Genomic DNA, 26,535 nt, shown 5'->3' with positions numbered 1-26,535 from the left:
TCGCGAAGGGGCTCGGACATTCGCTAAATCTTCAGCGGCTGGAATGCCGTCTTCGCGAGCAAGCTCACTCCTACAGGGGATCGCGGTAAGCAGACGAAGCAATCACCTCTAATAACAACAAGGTGCAAGCATGACCACGACTCGATTGACCATGGCCCAGGCCCTGGTGAAGTTTCTCGATAACCAGTACGTCGAGGTCGACGGCGTGCAGAGCAAGTTCGTCGCCGGGGTGTTCACCATTTTCGGCCACGGCAATGTGCTCGGCCTGGGCCAGGCGCTGGAGCAGGACAGCGGCGACCTCATCGTGCATCAAGGGCGCAACGAACAGGGCATGTGCCACGCCGCCATGGGTTTTGCCAAACAACACCTGCGGCGCAAGATCTACGCCTGCAGCTCATCGGTCGGCCCCGGCGCCGCCAACATGTTCACCGCCGCGGCCACCGCGTCGGCCAACCGCATTCCGCTGCTGTTGCTGCCCGGCGATGTCTACGCCAGTCGCCAGCCCGATCCGGTGCTGCAACAGATCGAGCAGTTCCACGACCTCAGCATCAGCACCAACGACGCCTTCAAGGCCGTGAGCAAATACTGGGACCGCATCAACCGCCCCGAGCAATTGATGAGCGCCGCCCTCAATGCCATGCGCGTGCTCACCGACCCTGCCGAAACCGGCGCCGTCACCCTGGCGTTGCCCCAGGACGTGCAGGCCGAAGCCTACGACTACCCGGATTCCTTCCTGCAAAAACGCGTGCACCGCATCGACCGCCGTCCGCCCACCGAGTCAATGCTCAATGACGCCGTTGCGCTGCTGAAGGGCACACGCAAACCGCTGCTGATCTGCGGTGGCGGCGTGCGCTATTCCGGCGCGGCCGCCGAGTTGCAGGCGTTTGCCGAGCGCTTCGGCATTCCGTTCAGCGAAACCCAGGCGGGCAAGAGCGCCATCGTCTCCGCCCATCCGCTGAACATGGGCGGCATCGGCGAGACCGGCACCCTGGCGGCCAATACCCTGGCGCGAGAAGCAGACCTGATCATTGGCGTCGGCACCCGTTACAGCGACTTCACCACCGGCTCGAAATCCCTTTTTCAAAACCCTGACGTGCAGTTCCTCAACCTCAACGTCGGCGCCTTCGATGTGCAGAAGCTCGATGGCGTGCAGGTGCTGGCCGATGCGCGCCTGGCGCTGCAGTCGTTGGCGACTCAGTTGGGCGACTACCGCGCGCAATGGGGCGATCAGCCACAAGAAGCGAGGGCTGCCCTGGATGCAGAGGTGGATCGGCTGTACGCCGTGGAATACCAGACCGAGGATTTCGAGCCGGAAGTCAGCGGCCACCTTGACCCGCAGGTGCTGCGCGACTTCATCGAGATGACCGGTTCGTGCCTGACCCAGAGCCGGGTGCTGGGGGTGCTCAATCAGCAACTGCCCGCGGACGCGGTGATCGTCGCGGCGGCCGGCAGTCTGCCCGGTGATTTGCAGCGGGCCTGGCGCAGCACCAGTGTCGACAGTTATCACGTCGAGTACGGCTATTCCTGCATGGGCTACGAGGTCAACGCCGCGTTGGGCGTGAAAATGGCGGCGCCGGAACGTGAGGTGTACGCGCTGGTCGGCGACGGTTCCTACATGATGCTGCACTCGGAGCTGGCCACGTCGATTCAGGAACGGCGCAAGATCAACGTGGTGCTGCTCGACAATATGGCCTTCGGCTGCATCAACAATTTGCAGATGGGCAACGGCATGGGCAGTTTCGGCACCGAGTTCAGGTATCGCAATCCCGAGACCGGTCAGCTGGATGGCGACTTCGTGCCGGTGGATTTTGCCATGAGTGCCGCGGCCTACGGCTGCAAGACGTACAAAGTCGGCAACGCCCGGGAGCTGGAAGCGGCACTGGCCGACGCCCGCACGCAGACCGTTTCGACGCTGATCGACATCAAGGTGCTGCCGAAAACCATGATCCATGGCTACCTGTCGTGGTGGCGCGTGGGCGTGGCGCAGGTCTCGACCACAGGCACGACTGCCGAAGCATACGAGCGACAAAAAACGGCGTTGGCCAAGGCCCGTCAGTATTGAACAGGCTCCAGCAGGAACAGGAATTCCACACATGAAAATCGGACTCATCGGCTACGGCAAAGGCGGGCGCTACTTTCACGCGCCGCTGATTTCCAGTCACCCCGGCGTGACGTTTGCCGGCGTGGTCACCCGTTCGCCGGAACGCCGCCAAGACCTGCGCAACGACTACCCCAAAGTCCCGGCCTTCGACAGCCTGGCCGATCTGATCGCCGCCGGTGTCGATGCGGTGGTGATCTCGACGCCGCTGGCCTCCCGGCGTGCATTGATCCTCGAGGCCATTGAACTCGGCGTCCCCGTGGTCAGCGACAAGCCCTTCGCGCCGGATGCCCAGGCGGCACAGGAACTGGTGGACGCCGCCGAACGCCGAGGCGTGTTGTTGGGTGTGTACCAGAATCGTCGCTGGGACTCGGATTTTCTCACCGTGCGCAAGCTGATCGACCAGGGCATTCTCGGCAACGTCAGCCGCTTCGAGTCGCGGGTCGAACGCTATTCGCCGTCCTCGGTGGGCAAGGAAAGCGGCGGCGGTATTCTCCGCGATCTCGGCAGCCATCTTGTGGATCAGGCGTTATTGCTATTCGGGCCGGTGAAGCGGGTGTATGCCGAGCTTGAGTTTGCGACGCCTGAGCAAAAGACCGATCACGGCTTTTTTATTTCCCTGACCCATGCCAACGGCGTGGTTTCGCACCTCTGGGGCAACTGCCTGCAAAACGCCCAGGGCCCGCGATTTCGGGTCAACGGTTCCCAGGGCTGCTATACCGTTGAGGGCCTCGACGGTCAGGAAGCTGCCGCGCTGGCCGGGTTGTCCCCCCGATCCGAAGGCGAACGCTGGGGCGTGGAAGAACATCGACGCTGGGGCTGGTTCGAGCAGGGCGAGCACCGTGAGCGGGTCCCGTCGGAGCGTGGCTGCTGGACCGAGTTCTACCGGCAGCTGCAAGACGCGGTGATGAATCAGAGGCGCAATCCTGTGGATGCCAACGATGCGGTGGCCTCGGCCAGGGTGCTGGATGCTGCGAGAATCAGCGCGATGGAGGGCAGGGTGGTGGTGCTGTGAAAAGCACACGCAGATGCCCTGTGACGCACTGCGCCACATCCACCATAGTCCGGGCTTGGCGCATCAAAACGAAAATAGAAATTAATTCTAAAAGCTGTTGAAGTAGAAATTATTTTCCAATAGAGTCCTTTCCAGGTTGCCGATTCTCGCCGTCAGCGCCTGAGGTCGGGTCTTCCGGCAGCAGGCCGAACGAGCGACACAAAAACAAGAAAGCCAATCGCAGACAGGTACCGCCGATGAACATCTTCAGATCAGCCGCCAAGGCTTGCCGTCCCTTCTTACTCGCGCTTCCCGCCCTTCGCCGCGCTGTTTCCCACGCAGCTTCCCACAGATTGATCCACGCAGCCCCCGCGTTCGAATCCGCCCTCGAAACCATCGCCCGCGTGCTCTGCGTTCAAAGCCGCGGCGTTGTGGTGTGCGGGGCATCGAGCGGGTCGGTCGCGCACCTTGCAGACACGGCGCCAACCGCTCCGCGCTGAGTCTCAGCACCTCCAGCAGTCGTCAGCCCTGCCATTACAACAACAAGAATCTGGAGAAAGACCGTTCATGAATACCCAAGTCCGTTTTACCTCACTCGCTCTGGCACTGATGCTGAGCAGCGGCGCCGCCCTGGCCGCCGACCTGAAGATCGGCGTGTCCATGTCGCAGTTCGATGACACCTACCTGACCTACATGCGCGAGGACATGGACAAGAAAGTCAAAGCCATGGGCGGCGTTGATCTGCAGTTCGTCGATGGCCGCAACGACGTGAACAAACAGCTCGATCAGGTGCAAGAGCTGATTGGCAAGAAGGTCGACGCACTGATCGTCAACCCCGTCGACACCGAAGCCACCGTAAAAATCACCAAGGCCGCCACAGATGCCGGCATTCCGCTGGTCTACGTCAACCGCCGGCCGGACGATCCGAAGCTGCCCGCAGGCGTCGCCTCTGTGACCTCCGACGACAAAGAAGCCGGTCGCATGCAGATGGAGTATCTGGCCAAGAAAATGGACGGCAAAGGCAATGTCGTCATCTTGCTCGGTGAGCTGGCGAACAATTCGACACGCGACCGCACCGCAGGGGTCAAGGAAGTCCTGAAAAACTACCCCAATATCAAGGTGACCCAGGAGCAGACCGGCGCCTGGCAGCGGCAGAAAGGCATGGACGTCACCAATGACTGGCTGACCCAGGGCGACGCGTTCAAGGCGGTTATTTCCAACAACGACGAAATGGCCATCGGCGCGGCCATGGCCTTGAAGCAGGCCGGCAAGAAGGGCGATGTGTTCGTCGCGGGCGTCGACGGTACGCCGGACGGCCTGAGCGCCGTCAAGAAAGGCGACCTCTCGGTTTCGGTGTTCCAGGACGCCAAGGGGCAGGGCGAGGGCGCAATCGATGCGGCCGTGAAGCTGGCGAAGAAGGAAACGCTGCCCGAACAGGCCATCCTGATTCCCTTCAAGCTGATCACGCCGGACAACGTCAACACCTTCAAATAACCGCTCATCTCAGACCGACTGACACCGGCAGAGCGTCACCGTGCCTCTGCCACCCTGTCACCCGAGGAGCCTGTGACCATGTTCGCTTCCGCAACCGCTGCGGCCTCAACCAACCCGCCCGTTTCCGGGACGGCGGACGACGCCGAGCACCCCTATCTGCTGGAAATCACCAACATCAGCAAGGGCTTCCCCGGGGTGGTGGCACTGGACAACGTGCAACTGCGCGTGCGGCCCGGCAGCGTGCTGGCGCTGATGGGCGAGAACGGCGCGGGCAAGTCCACGCTGATGAAAATCATCGCCGGCATCTACCAGCCCGACACCGGCGAAATCCGCCTGCGCGGCAAGCCGGTGGTGTTCCAGTCGCCACTGGCGGCGCTGCAATCGGGCATCGCCATGATCCATCAGGAACTCAACCTGATGCCGCACATGAGCATTGCCGAAAACATCTGGATCGGTCGCGAGCAGCTCAACGGCCTGCACATGGTCGATCACCGCGCGATGCATCGCTGCACGGAAGAATTGCTCGAACGCCTGCGCATCAACCTCGATCCGGAAGAAATGGTCGGCAACCTGAGCATCGCCGAGCGGCAGATGGTCGAGATCGCCAAGGCCGTTTCCTACGACTCCGACGTGCTGATCATGGACGAGCCGACGTCCGCCATCACCGAGACGGAGGTGGCCCACCTGTTTTCGATCATTGCCGACCTGCGCGCCCAGGGTAAGGGCATCATCTACATCACCCACAAGATGAACGAAGTGTTCGCCATTGCCGATGAAGTGGCGGTGTTCCGCGACGGCGCCTACATCGGCCTGCAGCGAGCCGACAGCATGAACGGCGACAGCCTGATTTCCATGATGGTCGGCCGTGAACTGACCCAGTTGTTTCCTGAACGCGACCAGCCCGTGGGCAAGTTGCTGCTGTCGGTGCGCGACCTGGCGCTGGACGGTGTGTTCGACGGCGTCTCGTTCGACTTGCACGCTGGCGAAGTGTTGGGCATCGCGGGCCTTATGGGCTCGGGGCGCACCAACGTCGCCGAAACGCTCTTCGGCATCACCCCGAGCACCCGCGGGGAAATTCTCCTCGACGGCACGCCAATCCGCGTCAGCGACCCGCACTTTGCTATCGAAAAAGGCTTCGCGCTGCTCACCGAAGACCGCAAGCTCAGCGGCTTGTTTCCGTGCCTGTCGGTGCTGGAAAACATGGAAATGGCGGTGCTGCCCCATTACGTGGGCAACGGCTTTGTCCATCAGAAAGCCCTGCGCGTGCTGTGCGAAGACATGTGCAAAAAACTGCGGGTAAAGACGCCGTCCCTGGAGCAGTGCATCGATACGCTGTCCGGCGGCAATCAGCAGAAGGCGTTGCTGGCGCGCTGGCTGATGACCAACCCGCGGGTGCTGATTCTCGATGAGCCCACCCGCGGTATCGACGTCGGCGCCAAGGCCGAGATCTATCGGCTGATTTCCCTGCTCGCCAGCGAAGGCATGGCGGTCATCATGATTTCGTCCGAGCTGCCGGAAGTGCTGGGCATGAGCGACCGGGTCATGGTCATGCACGAAGGCGAAATGATGGGCACCCTCGACCGCGCCGAGGCCACTCAGGAGCGGGTCATGCACCTGGCGTCCGGAAACCCGGTCCACTGAATTTCGGGCTGTTGAAGCTCCAATTCGAGCACTGCGCCACGCCCCAGTCGGGTCGAAAAAGAACAAGAGGCACACATGAAGATGAACGCGATGCTGGAAAACAAACCCGCGCTGGCGCCCCGCAAGCACAAGCGCCGGCTGCCCACCGAACTGAGCATTTTCCTTGTGCTGATCGGCATTGGCCTGATTTTCGAGCTGTTTGGCTGGATCGTCCGCGATCAGAGCTTTCTGATGAACTCCCAGCGGCTGGTGCTGATGATTTTGCAGGTGTCGATCATCGGCCTGCTGGCCATCGGCGTGACCCAAGTCATCATCACCACCGGTATCGACTTGTCGTCAGGCTCGGTGCTGGCGCTGTCGGCGATGATTGCCGCCAGCCTGGCGCAGTCGTCGGACTACACCCGCGCGGTGTTTCCGTCGCTGACCGATCTGCCGGTGTGGGCGCCGGTGATCGCGGGGCTCGGGGTGGGGCTGCTTGCCGGTGCGATCAACGGTAGCATCATCGCCATCACCGGCATCCCGCCATTCATTGCCACACTGGGGATGATGGTCTCGGCGCGCGGCCTGGCCCGTTACTACACCGGTGGTCAGCCGGTGAGCATGCTGAATGATTCCTACACGGCGATCGGCCAGGGCGCCATGCCTGTCATCATCTTTCTGGTGGTGGCGGTGATTTTTCACATCGCCCTGCGTTACACCAAGTACGGCAAATACACCTACGCCATCGGCGGCAACATGCAGGCGGCGCGCACCTCGGGGATCAACGTCAAGCGTCACCTGATCATCGTCTACAGCATTGCCGGTCTGCTGGCAGGGCTGGCCGGGGTGGTGGCATCGGCGCGGGCAGCCACCGGGCAGGCCGGCATGGGCGTTTCCTACGAACTGGACGCCATTGCCGCTGCGGTCATCGGCGGCACGAGTCTGGCCGGGGGCGTCGGGCGGATCACCGGCACGGTCATCGGCGCCTTGATTCTCGGTGTCATGGCCAGCGGCTTCACCTTCGTCGGCGTCGATGCCTACGTCCAGGACATCATCAAGGGCCTGATCATCGTCGTCGCCGTGGTCATCGATCAGTACCGCAACAAGCGCAAGCTCAAGCGCTAAGCTAGAGACGTGCTGCTTAAAGGGCCTGATATCAGGCCCTTTTCGTTTTTCATCGGTTTGAACCGATCAGGCAATGGCCGGTCAGACACCATCTGCCGCTTTTCGAGCGCACCCCGACCGGGCGAGCATGTGTTGAAATCCCGGCGCGACCCAATGCCGTCGGGTATTCAAGCCCTTGTTGGACGAATCCTGATCAATTATGTTGCCGAGTACCGAACCCGGCCTTAGACTGCCGCCCCTCGTAAATTGAGTGCCAAGTGGCGCTTCGAGACTACGGCGCTCTTTATGCCAGGTTGAGGCGCACCTTTGAGATCGCCTTAATGCACGTTTTTTTATAGAGAAATCAATGACCAAGGAAAAGTTGCTGGCGATGCCGGCCGATGACTACATGAACGCCGAGCAGCACGCGTTCTTCGTCGACCTGTTGCAAGCCATGAAAGTCGAAATCCACGAGCGCATCGAGCAGAGCCGTATCGCGATCGAAAGCCTGGACACCCCGGCTGACCCAGCCGACGCCGCTTCCGTGGAAGAAGAGCGTCACTGGCTGGTGAACGTGATTGACCGTGACCAGCGCATGCTGCCTCAGCTGGAAATGGCCTTGAGCCGCATCGCTGACGACAGCTTCGGCTGGTGCGAAGACAGCGGCGAGCCGATTGGCCTCAAGCGCCTGCTGATCAGCCCGACCACCAAGTACTGCATCGAAGCTCAGGAACGCCACGAGCAGATCGACCGCCACCAGCGTCAGGCGTGATCCCTCGGGTTCGACCGCCTGCAACGGGTGGTCGAGCCGTTCCATTGCGCACCGTCTGCTGCGCCCATTCAAGTTCCCCGTCACCGCACATTCCGACCGACTACCACCAATGACTCATGGCGCATGGCCGCTATTTGGGCGTCTAATGCTTTCACAATAATGAAAGCAGGGCAGGTCCCGGACATGGATGCGAAAGGTCATCACGCAGCAACACCCTCCCACCCCGCGCACGCGTCTGCTGACGGGCAGGTTCGTACCGGTTCGCGCTGGCTGACGCCCGCCCTGCAAAGCCTTGGTCTGTGCCTGCTGTTTGCGGCGATGGCCTGGGTCGATGTATCTGTCTATGTGAGTCTGCCCGTTGCGCTGTTGGTCTTGTGGTTACCAACGCTGATCGCCAAACGAACGCCAGAGACCGTGGCAGGTACGAGCGAAGACGGCATGACACGTCTGACCCGGGATCTGTCCCGAAGCACCAGTCACAACGCGTTGTCTGCTGCGGCCGTAGCGTTTTCCGTCAGGCAACTGGCGGGCAAGCTGCAGTCCCAGGTCAATGCGGCCGAGCAAATCGTCAGCAGCGCTGATGTGATGATCACCACCGAGCGCGCCACGTCGACCCTGAGCCAGCAAGCGCTCAGCGCCGCCAGTCAGGCGCGGGAGAGCAGCGGTGCCGGGCTCAGCGTCCTCAATGAATCCATTGGTCTGATGCACCAACTGAGTGAACGGGCCGACAGCAGCCGTGAACTGATCGAAGCGCTCAGCCAGCGCAGCGAAGACATTCAGCGTGTCACGGCGGTGATCCAGTCCATCGCCAGCCAGACCAATCTGCTCGCCCTGAACGCTGCCATCGAAGCCGCGCGCGCCGGTGAACATGGCCGTGGCTTTGCCGTGGTGGCCGATGAAGTGCGCGGGCTGGCCGGGCGCACCGCGACGGCGACCAATGAGGTCGGGGAGATGGTGGTTGATATTCAGCAGCGCACCCGTCAAGTGGTCGAGCAGATTCGCCAGTTGTCGGGCGACTTGAGTGGCGGCGTGGCCCAGGTTGAATCCACCGGCAAGCAGTTGGCGAACATCGCCGAGCTGGCCGTGGGCGTGGAGCAGCAGGTGGGTGAAATCGCACGGGGCGCCCAGACCAATCAGGAGCAATTGAGCAGCCTGTTCGTGGCCGTCGAGCAAATGCGCAGCGACCTTGCCGTCAGCGATGACCAGACCCGGCGCCTGGCGCAGTCGGCGTTGCAAATGGAAGAACAGGCGGAAACCATCAGCGAACGCCTGGCCCAGGTCGGCCTCGATGACTACCACCAGCGCATTTATGACCTTGCCCGGGAAGGCGCCGGCCAGATTGCCGCGAAGTTCGAGCAGGACATCGATCAGGGCCGGGTCAGCCTGACCGACCTGTTCGACCGCACCTATCAGCCCATCGCCAACACTTCGCCGGCCAAGTACCAGACGCGCTTCGACCGCTACACCGATCAGACGCTGCCGGCCATTCAAGAGCCGCTGCTGACCCGTCATGAAGGGCTGGTTTTTGCCATCGCCTGCACCCAGCAGGGTTACGTGCCGACCCACAATCAGGTGTTCAGCCGACCGTTGACGGGCGACACGGCGGTCGACGCGATAAACAACCGCACCAAGCGCAAATTCGACGACCGCACCGGCATCCGCTGCGGCAGTCACCAGCAGCCGGTTCTGTTGCAGACCTACACCCGCGACACCGGCGAACTGATGCACGATCTTTCCGTGCCCATCATCGTCAAGGGCCGGCATTGGGGCGGGCTGCGGCTGGGCTATAGGCCGGAGAAAAGTTGAATATCAAGCTGCAAGCTGCAAGCTTCAAGTGAAGAGCAATGAGCGATGATCGGGCGTCTTGTGGCTTGTGGCTTGTGGCTTGTGGCTTGCCGCTTGAAGCCTGCAGCTCTTCGAGGAGCGTTAGTTGTGCGACTTAGGCCCTTTAATTATTTAACCGTCCGATATTGGAGTAGGACGCGTCTGAAGTGCAGTTCCATCGGTTGACGGAGCGTCAACTGCGATCATCCTGTGAGTATATGTCCGAATATGTAAATGCCCTGTTCGGGACTCATGTCAGTACTCACGGATGAATCAAATGACAAAAATATCCAATACGCACGTAGCAAGCGATGCCCGCACCGACGCGCCCCAAGTCACCGTTCGCCTCGGCGTGTTCTTCGACGGGACCGGTAATAACCGGGTCAATAGCCAGATAGGCGCCGACTGCCAGGCCATGGCGGAAGTGAACGGTGGCGTGCATACAAAAGAATGCGGGGGTCGACACACTGACCCTGGCAGCAGTTACAGCAACAGCCTCACCAATATCGCGAGACTGGCCGGGTTATATGCACGCCAACGCAAGGCAATCATTAACGCCGATGGCGCTTATGTGTATGGCGCGGTGTATGTCAGTGGTGTTGGTACTACCTCTGGCGGGCGCGATTCCCGCCTGTCGGGTCAGGGCTTTGGGCGCGGTACTACCGGCGTGGTGGCGAAAGTGTCGTGGGGCATCAAAAAACTTGCCGACGAACTCCACATGTTTGAGAGCGATAACCCGGGTTGTGTCATCGGGGCGCTGGAACTGGACGTGTTTGGCTTCAGTCGGGGTGCGGCGTCGGCCCGGCATCTGGCCAACGAAGTGCTGAAAAAATCCCGGGGCGCGCTGGACCCGGTTCTCGATCCCCGCAAGCTGCCGCTGTCGGACAGCTTTTCATGGGCCAGTGGCAGCGTGCGGCTGAAGGTCATTGGGCTGTTCGATACGGTGGCCGCCGTGGGCGGGATTTCCGACCTGGGTAGCGTTCGGGATGCCGTCAATAAACGGGTCAATCTGTTTCTGCCGCCAGGGTGTGCGCAGCAGGTGCTGCACCTGGTCGCCGGCGACGAGCATCGGCGCAACTTCGTGCTTAACAGCGTCAAGCCCGACTGGCCCCGGGAAATCGTGCTCCCCGGCAGCCATTCGGACATTGGCGGCGGCTACCAGCCCCAGGAAGTGGAGAAAGTGTCGCTGTTCCGGCCTCGCCGCAGTCTGGTCACCGTCAATACGCCGTACGACGCCACAGACGCCTGGCTGCAGGCCCACGCCGAGCTGTCCACGCTCGATGCACAACGCTTGCTCGACCCTGCGGATGAAAGCGCCTCGCTGGGGGTGGAATGTTTCGAGCGGTTCGGCAGCACTTCACGAGGCGTCAAGACAGTCGTCGCGACAGTGACGCTGGAACGCCGTGTCTACAACCATCTTGCGCTGGTTTATCTGCGGGTGATGCACGCGCTGGCGAGCGAAGAGGGCGTGCCGTTCCTGCCCATCAAGGACTCCGCGGAAATAAGCCTGCCACCGGAGTTGCGTCCCATTGCCGCCAAGCTGCTGAGTCACGCTAAAGGTGAGGGCGGTGCGTTGAGTGATGCCGAGCAAACCCTGTTGTACCGGCGCTACATCCATCGCTCGGCCCACTGGAACAACGCCCGACGCGACGCGCTGGTGGACGGGTTGTTCGTGCATGCCCCTGCGCTCGAAGGGCGGCAGATGTTTACCAATATTGGTCAGCCCGGTTATCCACAGTGAGCAGAGCGCATCAAACCAACCGGTGGCGATGATGGCGGATCAGGAAAAAAAATGACGGCCTCCAGGGCCGTCATTTTTATACGTGCGACGTGTCAGGTCGGCGTGTGCAGCAAAACGTTCAGCTCGTCGACGATGGGCGCCCAATCGTCATCCAGCTGGATTTTTTCCTTGAGCAGCGCACCTTGATTCGGCGTCCAGAACTCGGCTTCGGACACTTTCACACCTTCAGGCAGCTGATGCTCGGAGACGAATGCGTCGATGCTGGCCTCATCGGACTCCAGCCCCAGTTGTTCAAACAACAGCTCAAGCGACGGTGTCATGATTTCCATTTTTTCTCCCGGACGGGTCGAGGACCCGGATTGGCGTGGTCAGTAAGTAACCTTCTGTAGCATGGGAGTGCCCGGAACGGACAAGAGTTCTAACTGATTGCCTGCAGGGCCGCCGACGCACCACGCGCTTTTAGCAGGACTGGCGTTAGCCGGGAAAGCGTCAGGTGTCACACCGCGAAATCGAGGGTGTCCAATCAGGCTTCTTCCCGGCTGAAGCCGGTCCCACTAAAACATCCCATAGCGTCTTGCTGTGTGGAGTCAGGCCAACTGAAACAGCCTACGGCGTCAAAAACGTCATCACTGCGGACGAAAGGGATATATCCCCTATAGACTCACTGCCGGTAGAATCCATGCACACGCCAGCGTCCGGTTTCAGGGCGCACCCTTTCTCGTTTCTTTCTCGCCCGGTTCGCTGTACGGACGAGTTCCTATCATGTTGGGAGTTTGTACATTGGCAGTAGGTAATCTGGATACCCATGCGTTATTCGTGCTCGGCGACGTGCGCGCAAAGTTGGTGAAGCTGTTCCAGGCGCGATTCGTTTATGTCATCGAACAGTCCCCTGAAGGCATCTACATGTCTGAGATCGACACCGAAACCGCACTGGTGGTCGATGACAAACCCGGGCTGGACTTAAAGGTGGGCGACCACTTCCGTGCTTCGGTGTTGCCCAGCCGCGAGGGCGGCAAGTTCGAAATCCGTTTCCGTGACATCAAGATGACCATCTACGGCCTGGGCGAATACGCGTTTGTCGAAGTCCCCGAAGGCCACGGCATCGTCTTCAAAGAGTCCCACAGCATCTTCATGGTGTTTGCCTCCCACGAACAGATCCAGTCCGGCCTGAGCAAAGTCCTCAAAGCAGCGACCGCCAAAGCAGCCAAATGGCGCAAGGGCGAACTGACGTTCAAGGCCAGCGAATAAGAGCACCCCTTCAGCAAAACCTGCACATGGAACGCGCCCACATCCCCCACGTACCAAGCGGCGGGTGACGGGGCCGCCTGCGCGCTGAAAATCCGCAGACCGGGCTCAATGCCCCTGCTGTCTGCCGTCGCTGACCTCGGGTGGCACGTCGTCACCGGCCATGCGCTTGCGAAACAGCCCGGTGCGCGCCAGCAGCAAAGTGGTCACGGGGACGGTGATTGCGAGCAGGATCGGGATCAGCCAGGCATGCAACACGGGCTCATCCTTCAGTGCCGAGAAGTAGACGATCGACGCCAGCGCCACGCACCATGCGCCGAGGGTCGAGGCCAGCGCGGGCGGGTGCATGCGCTGGAAAAAGTCCTTCAGGCGCAACAGGCCCAGCGCGCCGATCAGGCCGAACAGGCTGCTGAGCACCAGCAGGGCGGCGGTCAGCACTTCGACCCAGAACGGCAGAACCTGCAACGAATTCATTCGATCACCTCGCCGCGCAACAGAAATTTGGCCAGCGCGAATGAGCCGACGAAGCCGAACAGCGCGATCAGCAGCGCGGCCTCGAAGTAGGTGTCACTGGCGTAACGAATGCCCAGCACCAGCATCATCAGCATTGCCAGGATGTACAGGTAGTCCAGGGCGAGTACCCGGTCCTGCGCCGACGGGCCTTTGAACAGCCGGATCAGCGTCAGGACCATGGCAAGGGTGAACACCGACAGCGTAAACAGAATCGCGTTTGTGAGCAGGGCGCTCATTGGAAAATCTCCATCAGTGGCCGTTCGTACGTGCTTTTGAAATGCGCGATGAAGCGCGCTTCGTCGTCCAGGTCGAACACGTGCATCAGCAGCACGCTGCGATCCAGCGCCAGTTCGGACCAGACCGTGCCCGGCACCACCGTGCAGATCATCGCCAGCGCCGCCAGACCGTGGGCATCGTGAAGCTCCAGCGGGACCTTGACGAAAGCCGAGCGGGGCGGACGACGCCCTGCGCGCAGCACGCCCCAGGCGACGGCCAGATTGGACACCACCACATCGCGACCGACCAGCAGGAACAGGCGCAGGGCGACACCGGGTTTGCGAATTCGCGACGGCGACGGGCGCAACGGCGCGAAAATGTAGGGCGCGAAAAAGCCGAGCAGTGCGCCCAGCAGCAGGTTGCCCGGGGTCAGGGACAAATTGAGCAACAGCCACAAACCCCACAGGCACAGCGATAACAGCGGCGCGGGAAACAGGCGCTTCATGGCTGCACCTCCGCCGCTGCCGAAGCAGGCCCCGGTATCGGTCTGGCTGCCTTGACTGACAGCACGTATTGCTGCGGATCATGCAGCGCCTGTGCGGTGTCCTGGGTGTAGTGCAACAGCGCTTGAGCCTTGAACGTCAGCACAATGGCGCAACCCACCAGCAAGGCGATCGGCAGGCATTCGTTGAGCCGCAGCAGCGGCGCCGCGTGTTCCTGAGGCGTCCAGAAACGCTTGATGCCTACACGCACAAACGCAAACAGCGACGTCAAGCCGGAAATAATCAGCAGGGCCACCAGCGTCCAGCTGTCGCCACGAATGGCTTCGTCCTTCGCCACATCAAGGCCCAGCGGATTGAGCAGGGCGCTGATCAGTGTCAGCTTGCCGAGGAAACCTGACAGCGGCGGCATGCCGATGATCAACAGCGCGCAGGCGATGAAACTCAGGCCCAGGAACGCCATGGTCCAGGGGATGACATGGCCGACCACGGCTTTTTGTTCGTCATCCAGATTCGTGCCCGGCACCGGGTGCAACGACTCCAGCGCCTTGGGCAACTGGTCGGCGTCGTCGTCGAGGGCGATGTCATTGGCCGAGCGCGAACGTTCGATCAGCTCCGCCAGCAGGAACAGCGCGCTCAGCGCCAGCGTCGAGCTGACCAGATAAAACAGCGCGCCAGCGGTCAGGCTCGGCTGCGCGAAACCGACCGCCGAGAGCAGAATGCCCGCCGACACCAGAATGCTCAGACTGGCCATGCGTTCCAGGCGCTGGGCAGCCACCACGGAAATCGCCGCCACAGTCACGGTCGCCATGCCGCCCCAGATCAACCAGTCCCCGCCGAAGAACGCCGAGGCGCCGGCCTGACCGGAAAACAGCAGCGTCCACAACCGCAGCAGTGTGTAGAAGCCAACCTTGGTCATGATCGCGAACAGCGCCGCCACCGGTGCGCTGGCAGCGGAATACGCTGGCACCAGCCAGAAATTCAGCGGCCACATGCCGGCCTTGGCCAGAAACGCGACCGCCAGAATGGCCGCGCCTGCGTGCAGCAAGCCCAGATCGCCGTCCGGCACCTGAGGAATTTTCACCGCCAGGTCGGCCAGGTTCAGCGTGCCGGTGACGCCGTAGATCAGCGCCGCGCCGATCAGGAACAGCGACGAGGCCAGCAGGTTGATGGTGATGTAATGCAGGCCCGCCGAGACCCGCGCCCGTCCCGAGCCGTGCAGCATCAGGCCGTAGGATGCGGCCAGCAGGACTTCGAAGAACACGAACAGGTTGAACAGGTCGGCGGTGAGAAACGCGCCATACAGCCCCATCAGCTGAATCTGAAACAGGGCGTGGAAACTGGCGCCGGCGCGATCCCAGCGGGCGAGGGCGAAGAGCAGCGCGCTGAAGGCGACGATGCCGGTCAGCACCAGCATCAATGCTGACAAGTGATCGACCACCAGCACGATGCCGAACGGCGCTTCCCAGTTGCCCGGCAGGTACACGCCGATGGAGCCGGTGGTACCGGTTTTCTGCACCCACATCATCAGCGTGATGGCGATCGCCAAGCCCAGGCCGGTGGAGAACAGGTTGATCCGCGCTTTCAGCGGGCGGTGTTTCTCGCCGAGCCACAGCACCAGCGCAGCGGTGAGCACCGGCAACAGGATCGGCGCGACGATCAGTTGATTCATCACACTCATTCACCCAGCTCCCGGCCGTCGACGTGGTCGTTGCCGGTCAGGCCGCGCGACGCCAGCAGCACCACCAGAAACAGCGCGGTCATGGCGAAGCTGATGACGATGGCCGTCAGCACCAGCGCCTGGGGCAGGGGATCGGTGTAGTTGAGCAGGTCCTGGGGCACGCCGTCCTTGATGATCGGCTCCTTGCCGATGAACAGGCTGCCCATGCTGAAGATGAACAGATTGACGCCATAGGACAGCAGGCACAGGCCCATGACGACCTGAAAGGTCCGTGGACGCAGGATCAGCCAGACGCCGGAGGCGGCGAGCACGCCGATGGCAATGGCGATGACTTCTTCCATCAGATGGCTCCTTGTGAAATCGGGCTATCGGCCGGGACCGGTTCAATGGGCTGCGGCAGTGACGTCGGGCGATGGCTGCGCACCGACTGGTGAGCCAGCGCCGTGAGGATCAACAGGGTCGAGCCGACCACCACGGCGTACACGCCGATGTCGAAAAACAGGGCGCTGGCGATGTGCAGGTCACCCAGTATCGGCAGGACCACATGCGCGGTGTGGGTGGTCATGAACGGATAACCGAGGGCCATCGAACCCAGCCCCGTCGCCAGCGCGAAGAACAGACCGGTGCCCATCCAGCGCAACGGCCGCAGGCTCATGTTGGCCTCGACCCACTGGGTGCCGGCGACCATGTATTGCAGGATGAACGCCACCGACATCACCAGTCCTGCGACGAAACCGCCACCCGGCTGGTTATGCCCGCGCATGAACAGGTACATCGACACCACGAAGGCCACTGGCAGCAACAGGCGCACCAGCACCGCCGGCACCATCATGAAGCCCAGTGCCGTGTCGGCAGCGTGACGCGGGTTGACCAGATCGGTAACCACGTCACGGGCCAGCAAGCGCTGTTGCGCTGGCAGGGCAATGCTCTCTTTCGGCGGACGGAAGCGGCGCAGCAGCGCGAAGACGGTCAACGCCACTACCGCCAGCACGGTAATCTCGCCGAAAGTATCGAAGCCACGGAAGTCCACCAGCATGACGTTGACAGCATTGGTGCCGCCGCCCTGGGCCAGGGCGCGACTCAGGTAAAACTCGGAAATGGCGTTCGGCGTCGGCCGCGTCAGCATCGCGTAGGACAACACCGCCATGCCTCCGCCCACCGCCACGGCCAGGACGAAATCGCGGATCCTGCGCACCTTGGCCCGGCGTCGCGCCTGGGACGGTGGCGGCACGTTTTCGTTGCGTCGCGGCAGCCAGCGCAGGCCCAGCAGGATCAACACCGTGGTGACGACTTCCACCGCCAGTTGGGTCAGTGCCAGGTCCGGCGCGGAGAACCAGACAAAGGTCACACAGGTCATCAGCCCACAGACGCTGACCATGGTCACGGCCGCCAGCCGGTGATATTTGGCCTGCCACGCAGCGCCGATGGCGCAGGCAATCGCGATCAGCCAGAGCATCACAAAGACGCCGGAGCCGGGGATCTTCGGTCGATCACCCCAACTCAGCCCGCTCTCGTACATTGGCACGAAACCGGCGACCAGCGCGGCCAGAACCATCAAGAACAACTGCGCCTGCAAACGACGTGTGGTCAGCAGCCTCATCAGTCGACGGGCGCCGCGCATCTTCCACACCAGCACGCGCTCGAACATGCGCTTGCCGTTGAGACGCCACATCAGCGGCGGCCCATTGACTTGCTTGCGCTTGATCGGGCCGCGGAGCAACAGATACAGAACGATGCCAGCCGCCATGGCGATCAGGCTCATGATCATCGGCGCGTTCAACCCGTGCCAGATCGCCAGGCTGTATTCGGGCAATTCCCCGCCCACCACCGGCTGTGCCGCAGCGGCCAGTAACGGGCCAACGGAGTGCGTAGGAAAAATGCCGACGATCAGGCAGGCCAGCACCAGCAGTTCCACCGGCAGGCGCATCCAGCGCGGCGGCTCATGGGGCGTATGGGGCAGGCGCGTGGCTTTCGGGCCGAAAAACACATCGACGGTAAAGCGTAGGGAATAGGCCACGCTGAAGATACCGGCGATCGTGGCGATCACCGGCAGGGCGATTTCCACCCAGTCGGTCGAGGTGATGAACACCGTTTCCGCGAAGAACATTTCCTTGGACAGGAAGCCATTCAGCAGCGGCACCCCGGCCATTGACGCGCTCGCGACCATCGCCAGTGTCGCGGTGTAGGGCATCAGCTTGATCAGCCCACTGAGTTTACGGATGTCGCGGGTGCCGCTTTCGTGGTCGATGATCCCCGCCGCCATGAACAGCGACGCCTTGAATGTGGCGTGGTTGAGGATGTGAAACACCGCTGCAACGGTTGCCAATGGACTGTTCAGGCCCAGCAGCAGGGTGATGAGCCCCAGGTGACTGATGGTGGAGTAGGCCAGCAGGCCCTTGAGGTCGTTCTGAAAGATGGCCGAGTAAGCGCCGATCACCAGCGTGCAGGCACCGGCGCCGCTGACCATCCAGAACCACTGTTCGCTTCCGGACAGCGACGGCCACAGGCGCGCGAGCAGGAATACCCCGGCCTTGACCATCGTCGCCGAGTGCAGATACGCCGACACCGGTGTCGGTGCCGCCATGGCGTGGGGCAGCCAGAAATGGAAAGGGAATTGCGCGCTCTTGCTCAGCGCGCCGATCAGAATCAGCGTCAGCAGCACGGGGTACAGCGCGTGGGCGCGGATGGCATCGCCCGAGGCCAGGACGCGATCCAGGTCATAGCTGCCGACGACATGCCCGAGCAGCATCATCCCGACCAGCAGCGCCAGGCCGCCCGCGCCGGTGACCATCAGCGCCATGTAAGCGCCGCGTCGAGCGTCGGCGCGGTGGTGCCAGTAGCCGATCAGCAGGAACGAGAAGACGCTGGTCAGCTCCCAGAAAAACACGATTTGAATGAGGTTGCCGGACATGACCAGCCCGAGCATGGCGCCCATGAACGCCAGAAAAAACGAGAAGAAGCGCGGCACCGGGTCGTCCGGCGACATGTAATAACGCGCATACAGCGACACCAGCGCGCCGATCCCCAACACCAGCATCGAGAACAGCCAGGCAAAACCGTCCAGGCGCAGGACGAAGTTCAGGCCCAGGCTCGGCAGCCAGAAGAACTCTTCTCTGATGACCCCGCCGTGAGCGATCTGTGGATACCACAATGCCACCTGCACCGCGCCGATCAACGCGATCAGGCCGGCGAGGAGGGATTCACTGTTGCGTGCGTTGTGCGGCAAGAGCGCCGCCAGACAGCTGCCGATGAAAGGCAGAAGCAGTAGAACTATCAGGGACATAGGCTTCTAATCTGCGGAGAAATGTCAAGGATCATACGTGCCGGGTCCGGGATGACCAAACGCCAAGATGTCGCAGAATCCTACAAAGTTTGTAGGCAGCAGCGTAGTTGACAGTCTGTGTCGCGTAAGGTTGGCGGCTATCTGCCCTATTGTGGGAGCGAGCTTGCTCGCGAAGGGGCCGGGGCAAAGTGCCGATTGGCGACCTGTACCGATTAGGCGACAATGCCGGCCTGTTTTCGGAGCCCCCCCTCATGTCTGATTCGATCACCCCCATGTCTGATCCCATTGAAAGCCCCGCCGTCGATGCCGTCCTCGACGCCACCGGCCTCAACTGCCCCGAGCCGGTCATGATGCTGCACCAGAAGGTGCGTGACCTGCCGCCCGGCGGCTTGCTGAAAGTGATCGCCACCGATCCGTCCACCCAGCGCGATATCCCCAAATTCTGTGTGTTCCTCGGCCACGAGTTGGTGGACAAACAGGCCGGTGACGGTGAGTTCCTCTACTGGATTCGCAAAAAGCTCGACTGATCAGGTTCTGCCTCCGCTGACGCGTTTCGCATCCCGCTGGCTCGTCGGGGCGCTGGCGCCTACACTGCGGCCACTCCAGGAGCCCTGACATGCGCATAGTTGCCGACGAAAACATTCCCTTGCTCGATGCTTTTTTCGCAGGCGTTGGTGATATCCAGCGTTATCCGGGCCGTACGCTCGACCGCGCCGCCGTCGCCGAGGCCGATATTCTGCTGGTGCGCTCGGTGACCCGGGTCGACCGGGGATTGCTCGAAGGGACGCCGGTGCGCTTTGTCGGCACTTGCACCATCGGCACCGATCACCTCGACCTCGACTACTTCAAGGAAGCCGGCATTCAATGGTCCAGCGCCCCGGGCTGCAACGCCCGTGGCGTGGTGGACTACGTGCTGGGCAGCTTGCTGACCCTGGCGGAAATCGAAGGCGTCGAGCTCTCCAGCCGCACCTATGGCGTCGTGGGCGCAGGGCAGGTCGGCGGTCGCTTGATCAAGGTTTTGCGAGGCCTGGGCTGGAACGTTCTGGTCTGCGACCCGCCCCGACAGGCCAGCGAAGGCGGCGATTACGTCAGCCTCGACGAAATCATCGCCCGTTGCGATGTGATCAGCCTGCACACACCGTTGGATAAAACCGGCGACACGCCCACCTGGCACCTGTTCGACCGCGTCCGTTTGCAGCAGCTCAAGCCAGGTGCCTGGCTGATCAACGCCGCGCGCGGCCCGGTGGTCGACAACAGCGCCCTGCGCGAAGTGCTGCTGGAACATGAAGACCTGCAAGCGGTGCTGGACGTCTGGGAGAAAGAACCGGCGGTCGACGTCGAACTGGCCGAGCTGTGCGTCATCGGCACGCCGCACATCGCCGGCTACAGCCTCGACGGGCGCCAGCGTGGTACGGCGCAGATCTATCAGGCCCTGTGCGCGCACCTCGGCCAACCGGCGAGCATCAGGCTTGAAGACCTGCTGCCCAAGCCTTGGCTGGCGCAGGTCACTCTGGATGCCGCCACCGACCCGGTGTGGGCGCTGAATACGCTGTGTCGCGGCGTGTACGATCCTCGTCGCGACGACGCCGATTTCCGCCGCAGTCTGGTGGGCGATGCCGAGAGCCAGCGGCTGGCCTTCGATGCGTTGCGCAAGCATTACCCGCCGCGTCGGGAAATCGACGGCCTGCAGGTGCGCATCAACGGCGAGTCGGCGGCCCTGCGTCAGATCGTCGAGGCCCTGGGCGCGACGGTTGTGGGCGGCTGATCGGCGCCCATAAAAAACCCGGCAACCGGGCCGGGTTTCAAGCAAATCTGTACATCAATCTTGTTTTTCGGGCTGCACCCAGTACTTCTCGCATTCCTGGCAGGCTGCCTGAACCATTTCTTCAGTGATCAGGATTTCCTGCCCGTTTCTATCGAGAATCGCGCCGCCCAGTTGCAGCTCGGGTTGAGGGCGGAACACGGGTTCTTGATTGCTGCTGCTGTGCAAGGTCATGGCCTGTCTCCTCATCAGGTACGTGCGCGTCGATAGTAATCACGGCTGCATGACCAGGCCGTGACAGCATTCCTTGACTGAAACCCGCCTGCAGAGTTCAGCGAAAGCTGACGAGCGTACACGGGGAGGGAGGTGTAGGCTCTGCGGCTGATTCGTCTACCGGGTGTCTTCCATGGCTTCAGTCTTTTCCGGCCGTCAGCGGCATGCCATTCGTCTTGCCCTGCGCATGATCGCGCCGTACCGCAAGCAAGCCATCGGCGCGTTGCTTGCACTGGTGGTCACTGCGGGCATCACGCTGTCCATGGGGCAAGGTATCCGGCTGATGGTCGATCAGGGCTTCATGACCCGTTCACCGACCCTGCTCAATGAAACCATCGGCCTGTTCATGGGGCTTGTGGTCGCCCTCGCGGTTGGCACCTTCGCGCGCTTTTATCTGGTGTCGTGGATTGGCGAACGGGTGGTCGCTGATTTGCGCAAGCAGGTGTTCGTCCACCTCGTCAGCCTGCATCCCGGTTTCTACGAGAACAATCGCAGCTCGGAAATCCAGTCGCGCCTGACGGCCGACACCACGCTGCTGCAATCGGTGGTCGGCTCGTCGCTGTCGATGTTCCTGCGTAACGCGCTGATGGTCATCGGCGGCATCATTCTGCTGTTTTTCACCAACCCCAAGCTGACCAGCATCGTGGTTGTGGCGTTGCCGCTGGTGATCGCGCCGATCCTGATTTTCGGGCGCCGTGTGCGCAGTCTGTCGCGGGAGAGCCAGGACCGCGTCGCGGACGTCGGCAGCTATGTGTCCGAGGCGCTGGGGCAAATCAAGACCGTTCAGGCCTACAACCATCAGGAGCAGGATCGTCAGCGTTTCGCGCAGACCGCCGAGGACGCGTTCGAGACGGCGCGCAAACGAATTCTGCAGCGCTCGTGGCTGATTACCCTGGTGATCGTGCTGGTGCTGGGCGCGGTCGGCGTAATGCTCTGGGTCGGCGGCATGGATGTGATTGCCGGTCGTATCTCAGGCGGCGAGCTGGCGGCGTTCGTGTTCTACAGCTTGATCGTTGGCAGCGCGTTCGGCACCCTCAGCGAGGTCATCGGTGAGATGCAACGGGCAGCGGGCGCTGCTGAGCGCATCACCGAATTGCTGCAGGCGCGCAGCGAAATCACTGCGCCCGCCAGCGATCTGCTCACGCTGCCCGAACGTATCAGTGGTCGCCTGGCGCTGGAAAACCTCAGTTTCGCCTACCCCTCACGGCCGGAGCGCAATGCCGTGGACGGCTTGAGCCTGACCGTCGACGCGGGGGAAACCCTGGCGCTGGTCGGGCCTTCCGGTGCGGGCAAGTCGACGCTGTTCGACCTGCTGCTGCGCTTCTATGACCCGAAACAGGGGCGCGTGCTGATTGAAGGCATGCCTGCCGAACGCCTCGATCCGCTGGATCTGCGCCGTTGCTTCGCCTGGGTGTCGCAAACCCCTGCGCTGTTTTTCGGCTCGGTGGAGGACAACATTCGCTACGGCAACCCGGCGGCCAGCGTCGAGCAAGTGGAAGCGGCAGCGCGGATTGCCCATGCCCATGAGTTCGTTCAACTGCTGCCACAGGGTTATCAGACCCATCTGGGGGACGGCGGCATGGGCTTGTCGGGCGGGCAGCGTCAACGTCTTGCGATTGCTCGGGCCTTGCTGGCCGATGCGCCGATTCTGCTGCTCGACGAAGCCACCAGCGCACTGGATGCCCAGAGCGAGTACCTGATTCAGCAGGCACTGCCGACGTTGATGAAGGGCCGCACGACCCTGGTGATCGCCCATCGGCTGGCGACGGTGCAGAACGCAGACCGCATTGCGGTGATGGATCAGGGGAAATTGGTCGCGGTGGGAACCCACCGTGAGCTGATTGCCAGCAACCCGCTGTACGCGCGGCTGGCCGCCTTGCAGTTCAATGCCGGGGTGGAGCAGGTCGACTGAGTGCCGACCTGAATCTGCGTATCAGTCTTTGCGGTATTCACAGAGGTAGGCGGTTTCTTCGGTCGCTTCGACGTCGAATTTGACGTTCGCCGGAATCTTGAAATCCGTGCCGGCTTCGAAGGTTTCCCAGTCATCAGCGCCCGGTAGCAGCACCTTCAGCTCGCCTGAAATCACATGCATGATTTCTCGGTCGCTGGTGCCGAAGTTGTATTTTCCGGGAGCCATGACGCCGATGGTCGCGTCGCCTTCTGCTTGCTTGAAGGCGATGGATTTGACGGTACCGTCGAAATACTCGTTGACCTTGAACATGGCTGATCTCCTTGGAAAGGGCTGGAAAAGGCCGGACAGTATGCCGAACGTACAAAAGGCCGTCATCCGCTTTGGTAAATGCGCCACCCTTCAGCCTGGCATCACCAGCGGTAACAGGCGTGCGGTATTGCGCGCGTCCGACAGTGCCCGGTGTTGCGGACCGTTGAAATGCATTCCCGCCAGTTGCAGCGCGGTGTTCAGGCCGCAGGGTTTTTGCAGGTGACGTGCTTTGGCGAAACGTTGTTTCAGGTTGATGTGGGGCAGGGTCGCCAGTTCGCTGGTGAGCTGGTGCTGACGCCAATCCTGTTGCAGCTGCTGACGGTCGTAATCCCCCCAGCTTGTCCAGGCGACCAGCCGCTCCCGGTGTTGAGCAATCCAGCGTTCGAACTGTGGCCATACAGCGGGCAGCGTCGAGGCGCTGTCGATGAAGCTCTGCTGAATGTGCGTCAGCTCACGGCAGAAGGGCGTCAGCAACGGCCGGCGTACGGGCCGCACGAAACGTTCGAAATGATCGATTTCCCGCCCGTCCTGATTGACCAGTGACGCACCGATTTCGATGATTTCCATCTCCGCCACCGGCCATCCGCCCTCTTCGGTGGTGGCCTCCAGGTCTATCACCAGCCAGTAGGACATCTTCAACTCCTGTTTCGTAACCTGCGGCAGCGCCCTGGAGCGTAGCCAGATGACGGCCGTCACGTCCAACTGCCCGGCGCAGATGATCCATGATTGGGACTCGTGACATGCCGGAAGGTTTGCCGGCGCAGCGTCTTTTGTAGTCCCTGACGCGCATATGGCCGGGACAGCGCTTGCCTGGCCAACGCGCCTCGGCATAAATTGCATGTGCGTCCGATCCTCATATAAAGCGCGGCGCGGTCGATAACGCAAAGGACACGGACAGCTTCAGCGCTTTTGGCAGGACCGGCTTCAGCCGGGAAAGGGCCGGAAAGGCCGCAAGGGAAAGGGGGCAGCAAGGCGCAAGGAGGGCGAGAATTGGAACGACAGAGGTGATTTAGCCTCCGTTTGACCGTTGTCTAAATGATCGCGAACGCATAGCTTACGCACTCCGTTTCGCCTGAGGTGCCCTGTCTTGATGTCCACGCCGATGCGGATGGCTTTTAAAACCCTGCTGTTCACGACCACAACACTGTGGGCCTGGCAGGCGGGTGCGACGCAGATCGTGCGCATTGGTGCGGCGCATTTTCCGCCGTATACGATTCGTCCCGAGCGCGGCGAAGACACCGGATTGCTGCCGCAGATGATCAGCGCACTGAACGCGATGCAGAACGACTACCGCTTCGAGGCAGTGCCTACGTCCATCCCGCGCCGGTTTCGCGATTTCCAGCAGGCGCGCTTCGACATGGCCATTTTCGAAAACCCTGCCTGGGGCTGGAAAGGCATTCCCCATCAAGATGTCGACATGGGGCTCGAAGACGCCGAAGTGTTTGTCGCCCACCGGTTGCAGGGCAGGACCCAGACGTATTTCGATGAGCTGCACGGCAAGCGCCTCGCGCTGTTCAGCGGCTATCACTATGCGTTCGCGCGCTTCGACGCCGACCCTAAATTTCTGGCCGATAACTACAATGCCACGCTGACCTATTCCCACGACAGCAACCTGCTGATGGTGCTGCGTGACCGCGCGGACATCGCGCTGGTGACGCGCTCCTACCTGAGCACGTTCATGTCGAACAACCCGCAGGACGCCGAACAGTTCCTTGTCTCGGACCGCGTGGACCAGGTGTATCGGCACTATGCGCTGCTGCGCCCGGATGCGCCCATCAGCGGCGAGCGCTTCAGCGAATTGCTCCGGCAGCTTCGGGAGAACGGGGAAATGTTCAAGATCTTCCAGCCGTTTCGGATCGCTGTGACACCGCAGGCAACTCATCACGCGGTGGCTCAGGGCGAAGATAGGGAAAGGGACTGACGAAGGCACGCATTACCGGCTGGGGACGCGCGGCGGGTTATTGGCGGGTGATTGGCGGATGATTGGCGAGCACTTGGTGGGAGCGCGCTGAATGCGCGCTCCCACTATGTGCTTGAACGATGTTGGTCAGCGTCGCCAAAGTGACTCAGCGATCTCGCGCTTCTTTTGCGTCCATCTCGGCATTGCGCTCGTGGACGCGTTTGAGTTGTTCATCGGTCAGGGGCAGTTTCTTCGCTGAATCCTTGAGCATCAGCAGACCGCCGACGATCGAGCCGATTGCAACGAGCAGAATTAACCAGGCATACCAGGGCATAACGCTCTCCTTCTTGTGATAAGGGTTGGAGCAGCGACGCTGTCCAGTGGTTCAATTGTAGGAGATGCCCGACGCCTGGCGCGCATGGGGCAGGCATTTACCGATTGCCGGGTCCCGCCCTGCAAGATGTTCGGCTACAATGCGCGCCGATTTCGACTTGCCAGAGAACCTGCTCATGTCCGCCTGCCAGACCCCCATCATCGTCGCCCTGGATTTTCCGACCCGCGAAGCCGCGTTGAACCTGGCTGATCAACTGGACCCAAAACTGTGCCGCGTCAAAGTAGGCAAAGAGCTGTTCACCAGCTGCGCATCGGACATCGTTGAAACCCTCAACGCCAAAGGCTTCGAGGTGTTCCTGGACCTCAAATTCCACGACATTCCCAACACCACGGCGATGGCGGTCAAGGCTGCCGCTGAAATGGGCGTCTGGATGGTCAATGTGCATTGCTCCGGCGGCCTGCGCATGATGGCGGCCTGCCGTGACGTGCTGGATCAGCGTACCGGCCCCAAGCCGCTGTTGATCGGGGTCACCGTGCTGACCAGCATGGAGCGCGAAGACCTGGCCGGGATCGGTCTGGACATCGAGCCCCAGGAGCAGGTGCTTCGGTTGGCGGCGCTGGCGGAAAAAGCCGGGATGGACGGTCTGGTGTGTTCCGCGCTGGAAGCTCAGGCGCTGAAAGCCGCGCATCCGTCGCTGCAACTGGTGACGCCGGGCATTCGCCCCGCCGGCAGCGCGCTGGACGATCAGCGCCGCATTCTAACGCCGCGCCAGGCGCTGGATGCAGGCTCCGACTATCTGGTCATCGGCCGCCCGATCAGCCAGGCGGCCGATCCGGCGAAAGCGTTGGCAGCGGTGGTGGCAGAGCTGGCGTAAGAACGTCGAGCCTTGTGGGAGTGAGCTTGCTCGAGAAGGCAGTATTTCGGCCGCTGAATATTTAGCGCCTAAACCGGACTCTTTAC

General features: G+C 61.8%; 25 protein-coding genes. 14 read left to right on the top strand and 11 right to left on the bottom strand.

The window, feature by feature from the left end; translation table 11 throughout:
* The first annotated feature begins 130 nt into the window (after positions 1 to 130).
* The 8 genes from iolD to AC0Z8Z_RS09600 all read left to right on the top strand — a co-directional run bounded on the left by iolD (position 131) and on the right by AC0Z8Z_RS09600 (position 11,647).
* Entirely contained in the window at positions 131 to 2,062 is a 1,932-nt protein-coding gene (iolD, locus tag AC0Z8Z_RS09635) for a 3D-(3,5/4)-trihydroxycyclohexane-1,2-dione acylhydrolase (decyclizing) (RefSeq protein ID WP_485618944.1), read from the top strand.
* A gap of 31 nt (positions 2,063 to 2,093) precedes the next feature.
* Positions 2,094 to 3,113: a Gfo/Idh/MocA family protein gene (locus tag AC0Z8Z_RS09630; protein WP_485618943.1), complete on the top strand. Its 1,020-nt coding sequence runs from the start codon at positions 2,094 to 2,096 to the stop codon at positions 3,111 to 3,113.
* Between the two features lie 546 nt (positions 3,114 to 3,659).
* Positions 3,660 to 4,586, top strand: a complete 927-nt coding sequence (locus AC0Z8Z_RS09625; protein ID WP_485618942.1) for a sugar ABC transporter substrate-binding protein — start codon at positions 3,660 to 3,662, stop codon at positions 4,584 to 4,586.
* Positions 4,587 to 4,664: 78 nt separating this feature from the next.
* Positions 4,665 to 6,227, top strand: coding sequence for a sugar ABC transporter ATP-binding protein (locus AC0Z8Z_RS09620; RefSeq protein ID WP_485618941.1), 1,563 nt, complete (start codon positions 4,665 to 4,667; stop codon positions 6,225 to 6,227).
* 81 nt (positions 6,228 to 6,308) lie between these two features.
* Positions 6,309 to 7,331, top strand: a complete 1,023-nt coding sequence (locus AC0Z8Z_RS09615) for an ABC transporter permease (protein ID WP_172613062.1) — start codon at positions 6,309 to 6,311, stop codon at positions 7,329 to 7,331.
* 346 nt (positions 7,332 to 7,677) lie between these two features.
* Complete coding sequence (locus AC0Z8Z_RS09610; RefSeq protein ID WP_122537744.1) at positions 7,678 to 8,082, top strand: TraR/DksA family transcriptional regulator; 405 nt, start codon at positions 7,678 to 7,680, stop codon at positions 8,080 to 8,082.
* A gap of 123 nt (positions 8,083 to 8,205) precedes the next feature.
* Entirely contained in the window at positions 8,206 to 9,888 is a 1,683-nt protein-coding gene (locus AC0Z8Z_RS09605) for a methyl-accepting chemotaxis protein (RefSeq protein ID WP_485618940.1), read from the top strand.
* A gap of 295 nt (positions 9,889 to 10,183) precedes the next feature.
* Positions 10,184 to 11,647 carry a T6SS phospholipase effector Tle1-like catalytic domain-containing protein gene (locus AC0Z8Z_RS09600; protein ID WP_485618939.1) on the top strand — a complete coding sequence of 488 codons (1,464 nt, stop codon included), beginning with the start codon at positions 10,184 to 10,186 and terminating at the stop codon, positions 11,645 to 11,647.
* 92 nt (positions 11,648 to 11,739) lie between these two features.
* On the opposite strand, the gene AC0Z8Z_RS09595 is transcribed toward AC0Z8Z_RS09600, so the two are convergent.
* Positions 11,740 to 11,976 (bottom strand): DUF2789 domain-containing protein, encoded by a 237-nt coding sequence (locus AC0Z8Z_RS09595; RefSeq protein WP_172611404.1) that lies wholly within the window; start codon positions 11,974 to 11,976, stop codon positions 11,740 to 11,742.
* A 451-nt stretch (positions 11,977 to 12,427) separates the two neighbouring features.
* Between AC0Z8Z_RS09595 and AC0Z8Z_RS09590 the strand changes: the two genes are divergently transcribed.
* A complete protein-coding gene (locus tag AC0Z8Z_RS09590; RefSeq protein ID WP_485619098.1) occupies positions 12,428 to 12,895 on the top strand; it encodes a hypothetical protein in 468 nt (155 codons plus the stop codon).
* Positions 12,896 to 13,000: 105 nt separating this feature from the next.
* Here the strand turns inward: AC0Z8Z_RS09590 and AC0Z8Z_RS09585 are convergent, their stop codons facing one another.
* From AC0Z8Z_RS09585 to AC0Z8Z_RS09560, 6 genes are read right to left on the bottom strand one after another with little or no spacing between them, the layout of a single operon-like run.
* Positions 13,001 to 13,366, bottom strand: coding sequence for a Na+/H+ antiporter subunit G (locus tag AC0Z8Z_RS09585; RefSeq protein WP_485618938.1), 366 nt, complete (start codon positions 13,364 to 13,366; stop codon positions 13,001 to 13,003).
* The gene (locus AC0Z8Z_RS09580) at positions 13,363 to 13,641 is read right to left on the bottom strand and encodes a K+/H+ antiporter subunit F (protein ID WP_065986223.1); all 279 of its coding nucleotides are present in this window, start codon (positions 13,639 to 13,641) and stop codon (positions 13,363 to 13,365) included. The genes AC0Z8Z_RS09585 and AC0Z8Z_RS09580 overlap by 4 nt, the downstream gene beginning before the upstream one ends.
* Entirely contained in the window at positions 13,638 to 14,126 is a 489-nt protein-coding gene (locus AC0Z8Z_RS09575) for a Na+/H+ antiporter subunit E (protein ID WP_485618937.1), read from the bottom strand. Before AC0Z8Z_RS09575 ends, AC0Z8Z_RS09580 begins: the two co-directional genes overlap by 4 nt.
* Positions 14,123 to 15,802 carry a monovalent cation/H+ antiporter subunit D gene (locus AC0Z8Z_RS09570; RefSeq protein WP_485618936.1) on the bottom strand — a complete coding sequence of 560 codons (1,680 nt, stop codon included), beginning with the start codon at positions 15,800 to 15,802 and terminating at the stop codon, positions 14,123 to 14,125. The genes AC0Z8Z_RS09575 and AC0Z8Z_RS09570 overlap by 4 nt, the downstream gene beginning before the upstream one ends.
* On the bottom strand, positions 15,799 to 16,143 hold the full coding sequence (locus tag AC0Z8Z_RS09565) for a Na+/H+ antiporter subunit C (RefSeq protein ID WP_065986226.1): 345 nt from the start codon (positions 16,141 to 16,143) through the stop codon (positions 15,799 to 15,801). The genes AC0Z8Z_RS09570 and AC0Z8Z_RS09565 overlap by 4 nt, the downstream gene beginning before the upstream one ends.
* The gene (locus AC0Z8Z_RS09560) at positions 16,143 to 19,085 is read right to left on the bottom strand and encodes a monovalent cation/H+ antiporter subunit A (protein ID WP_485618935.1); all 2,943 of its coding nucleotides are present in this window, start codon (positions 19,083 to 19,085) and stop codon (positions 16,143 to 16,145) included. Before AC0Z8Z_RS09560 ends, AC0Z8Z_RS09565 begins: the two co-directional genes overlap by 1 nt.
* Positions 19,086 to 19,357: 272 nt before the next feature.
* Between AC0Z8Z_RS09560 and tusA the strand changes: the two genes are divergently transcribed.
* Positions 19,358 to 19,612, top strand: a complete 255-nt coding sequence (gene tusA, locus AC0Z8Z_RS09555) for a sulfurtransferase TusA (protein ID WP_065986265.1) — start codon at positions 19,358 to 19,360, stop codon at positions 19,610 to 19,612.
* Positions 19,613 to 19,701: 89 nt separating this feature from the next.
* A complete protein-coding gene (pdxB, locus tag AC0Z8Z_RS09550; RefSeq protein ID WP_485618934.1) occupies positions 19,702 to 20,850 on the top strand; it encodes a 4-phosphoerythronate dehydrogenase PdxB in 1,149 nt (382 codons plus the stop codon).
* Between the two features lie 54 nt (positions 20,851 to 20,904).
* Here pdxB and AC0Z8Z_RS09545 read toward each other — a convergent pair whose 3' ends face one another.
* The gene (locus AC0Z8Z_RS09545; protein WP_485618933.1) at positions 20,905 to 21,081 is read right to left on the bottom strand and encodes a PA1571 family protein; all 177 of its coding nucleotides are present in this window, start codon (positions 21,079 to 21,081) and stop codon (positions 20,905 to 20,907) included.
* A gap of 172 nt (positions 21,082 to 21,253) precedes the next feature.
* Here AC0Z8Z_RS09545 and AC0Z8Z_RS09540 point away from each other — a divergent pair, with 172 nt between their 5' ends.
* Positions 21,254 to 23,032, top strand: a complete 1,779-nt coding sequence (locus AC0Z8Z_RS09540) for an ABC transporter transmembrane domain-containing protein (RefSeq protein WP_485618932.1) — start codon at positions 21,254 to 21,256, stop codon at positions 23,030 to 23,032.
* A gap of 21 nt (positions 23,033 to 23,053) precedes the next feature.
* On the opposite strand, the gene ppnP is transcribed toward AC0Z8Z_RS09540, so the two are convergent.
* Positions 23,054 to 23,341 carry a pyrimidine/purine nucleoside phosphorylase gene (gene ppnP / locus AC0Z8Z_RS09535; RefSeq protein ID WP_172611415.1) on the bottom strand — a complete coding sequence of 96 codons (288 nt, stop codon included), beginning with the start codon at positions 23,339 to 23,341 and terminating at the stop codon, positions 23,054 to 23,056.
* A 90-nt stretch (positions 23,342 to 23,431) separates the two neighbouring features.
* Positions 23,432 to 23,974 carry a 3'-5' exonuclease gene (locus tag AC0Z8Z_RS09530; protein WP_485618931.1) on the bottom strand — a complete coding sequence of 181 codons (543 nt, stop codon included), beginning with the start codon at positions 23,972 to 23,974 and terminating at the stop codon, positions 23,432 to 23,434.
* A 457-nt stretch (positions 23,975 to 24,431) separates the two neighbouring features.
* On the opposite strand from AC0Z8Z_RS09530, the gene AC0Z8Z_RS09525 reads away from it, so the two are divergent.
* Positions 24,432 to 25,262 carry a substrate-binding periplasmic protein gene (locus tag AC0Z8Z_RS09525; protein WP_172611417.1) on the top strand — a complete coding sequence of 277 codons (831 nt, stop codon included), beginning with the start codon at positions 24,432 to 24,434 and terminating at the stop codon, positions 25,260 to 25,262.
* 145 nt (positions 25,263 to 25,407) lie between these two features.
* Here the strand turns inward: AC0Z8Z_RS09525 and AC0Z8Z_RS09520 are convergent, their stop codons facing one another.
* Positions 25,408 to 25,575 carry a DUF2897 family protein gene (locus AC0Z8Z_RS09520; RefSeq protein WP_122537759.1) on the bottom strand — a complete coding sequence of 56 codons (168 nt, stop codon included), beginning with the start codon at positions 25,573 to 25,575 and terminating at the stop codon, positions 25,408 to 25,410.
* Positions 25,576 to 25,750: 175 nt separating this feature from the next.
* Between AC0Z8Z_RS09520 and pyrF the strand changes: the two genes are divergently transcribed.
* Positions 25,751 to 26,449, top strand: coding sequence for an orotidine-5'-phosphate decarboxylase (gene pyrF / locus AC0Z8Z_RS09515; RefSeq protein ID WP_163022158.1), 699 nt, complete (start codon positions 25,751 to 25,753; stop codon positions 26,447 to 26,449).
* The last annotated feature ends 86 nt before the right edge of the window (positions 26,450 to 26,535 follow it).

The sequence above is a fragment of the Pseudomonas sp. 1L-C-7-B-C1 genome (genome assembly GCF_057291635.1).
This window is presented reverse-complemented; position numbering and strand designations above follow the sequence as displayed.

Coding starts and splice junctions, on each gene's coding strand:
- iolD (WP_485618944.1), top strand. CDS start 131: ATGACCACGACTCGATTGACCATGGCCCAGGCCCTGGTGAAGTTTCTC.
- AC0Z8Z_RS09630 (WP_485618943.1), top strand. CDS start 2,094: ATGAAAATCGGACTCATCGGCTACGGCAAAGGCGGGCGCTACTTTCAC.
- AC0Z8Z_RS09625 (WP_485618942.1), top strand. CDS start 3,660: ATGAATACCCAAGTCCGTTTTACCTCACTCGCTCTGGCACTGATGCTG.
- AC0Z8Z_RS09620 (WP_485618941.1), top strand. CDS start 4,665: ATGTTCGCTTCCGCAACCGCTGCGGCCTCAACCAACCCGCCCGTTTCC.
- AC0Z8Z_RS09615 (WP_172613062.1), top strand. CDS start 6,309: ATGAACGCGATGCTGGAAAACAAACCCGCGCTGGCGCCCCGCAAGCAC.
- AC0Z8Z_RS09610 (WP_122537744.1), top strand. CDS start 7,678: ATGACCAAGGAAAAGTTGCTGGCGATGCCGGCCGATGACTACATGAAC.
- AC0Z8Z_RS09605 (WP_485618940.1), top strand. CDS start 8,206: ATGGCCGCTATTTGGGCGTCTAATGCTTTCACAATAATGAAAGCAGGG.
- AC0Z8Z_RS09600 (WP_485618939.1), top strand. CDS start 10,184: ATGACAAAAATATCCAATACGCACGTAGCAAGCGATGCCCGCACCGAC.
- AC0Z8Z_RS09595 (WP_172611404.1), bottom strand. CDS start 11,976: ATGGAAATCATGACACCGTCGCTTGAGCTGTTGTTTGAACAACTGGGG.
- AC0Z8Z_RS09585 (WP_485618938.1), bottom strand. CDS start 13,366: ATGAATTCGTTGCAGGTTCTGCCGTTCTGGGTCGAAGTGCTGACCGCC.
- AC0Z8Z_RS09580 (WP_065986223.1), bottom strand. CDS start 13,641: ATGAGCGCCCTGCTCACAAACGCGATTCTGTTTACGCTGTCGGTGTTC.
- AC0Z8Z_RS09575 (WP_485618937.1), bottom strand. CDS start 14,126: ATGAAGCGCCTGTTTCCCGCGCCGCTGTTATCGCTGTGCCTGTGGGGT.
- AC0Z8Z_RS09570 (WP_485618936.1), bottom strand. CDS start 15,802: ATGAGTGTGATGAATCAACTGATCGTCGCGCCGATCCTGTTGCCGGTG.
- AC0Z8Z_RS09565 (WP_065986226.1), bottom strand. CDS start 16,143: ATGGAAGAAGTCATCGCCATTGCCATCGGCGTGCTCGCCGCCTCCGGC.
- AC0Z8Z_RS09560 (WP_485618935.1), bottom strand. CDS start 19,085: ATGTCCCTGATAGTTCTACTGCTTCTGCCTTTCATCGGCAGCTGTCTG.
- tusA (WP_065986265.1), top strand. CDS start 19,358: ATGTCTGATCCCATTGAAAGCCCCGCCGTCGATGCCGTCCTCGACGCC.
- pdxB (WP_485618934.1), top strand. CDS start 19,702: ATGCGCATAGTTGCCGACGAAAACATTCCCTTGCTCGATGCTTTTTTC.
- AC0Z8Z_RS09545 (WP_485618933.1), bottom strand. CDS start 21,081: ATGACCTTGCACAGCAGCAGCAATCAAGAACCCGTGTTCCGCCCTCAA.
- AC0Z8Z_RS09540 (WP_485618932.1), top strand. CDS start 21,254: ATGGCTTCAGTCTTTTCCGGCCGTCAGCGGCATGCCATTCGTCTTGCC.
- ppnP (WP_172611415.1), bottom strand. CDS start 23,341: ATGTTCAAGGTCAACGAGTATTTCGACGGTACCGTCAAATCCATCGCC.
- AC0Z8Z_RS09530 (WP_485618931.1), bottom strand. CDS start 23,974: ATGTCCTACTGGCTGGTGATAGACCTGGAGGCCACCACCGAAGAGGGC.
- AC0Z8Z_RS09525 (WP_172611417.1), top strand. CDS start 24,432: ATGTCCACGCCGATGCGGATGGCTTTTAAAACCCTGCTGTTCACGACC.
- AC0Z8Z_RS09520 (WP_122537759.1), bottom strand. CDS start 25,575: ATGCCCTGGTATGCCTGGTTAATTCTGCTCGTTGCAATCGGCTCGATC.
- pyrF (WP_163022158.1), top strand. CDS start 25,751: ATGTCCGCCTGCCAGACCCCCATCATCGTCGCCCTGGATTTTCCGACC.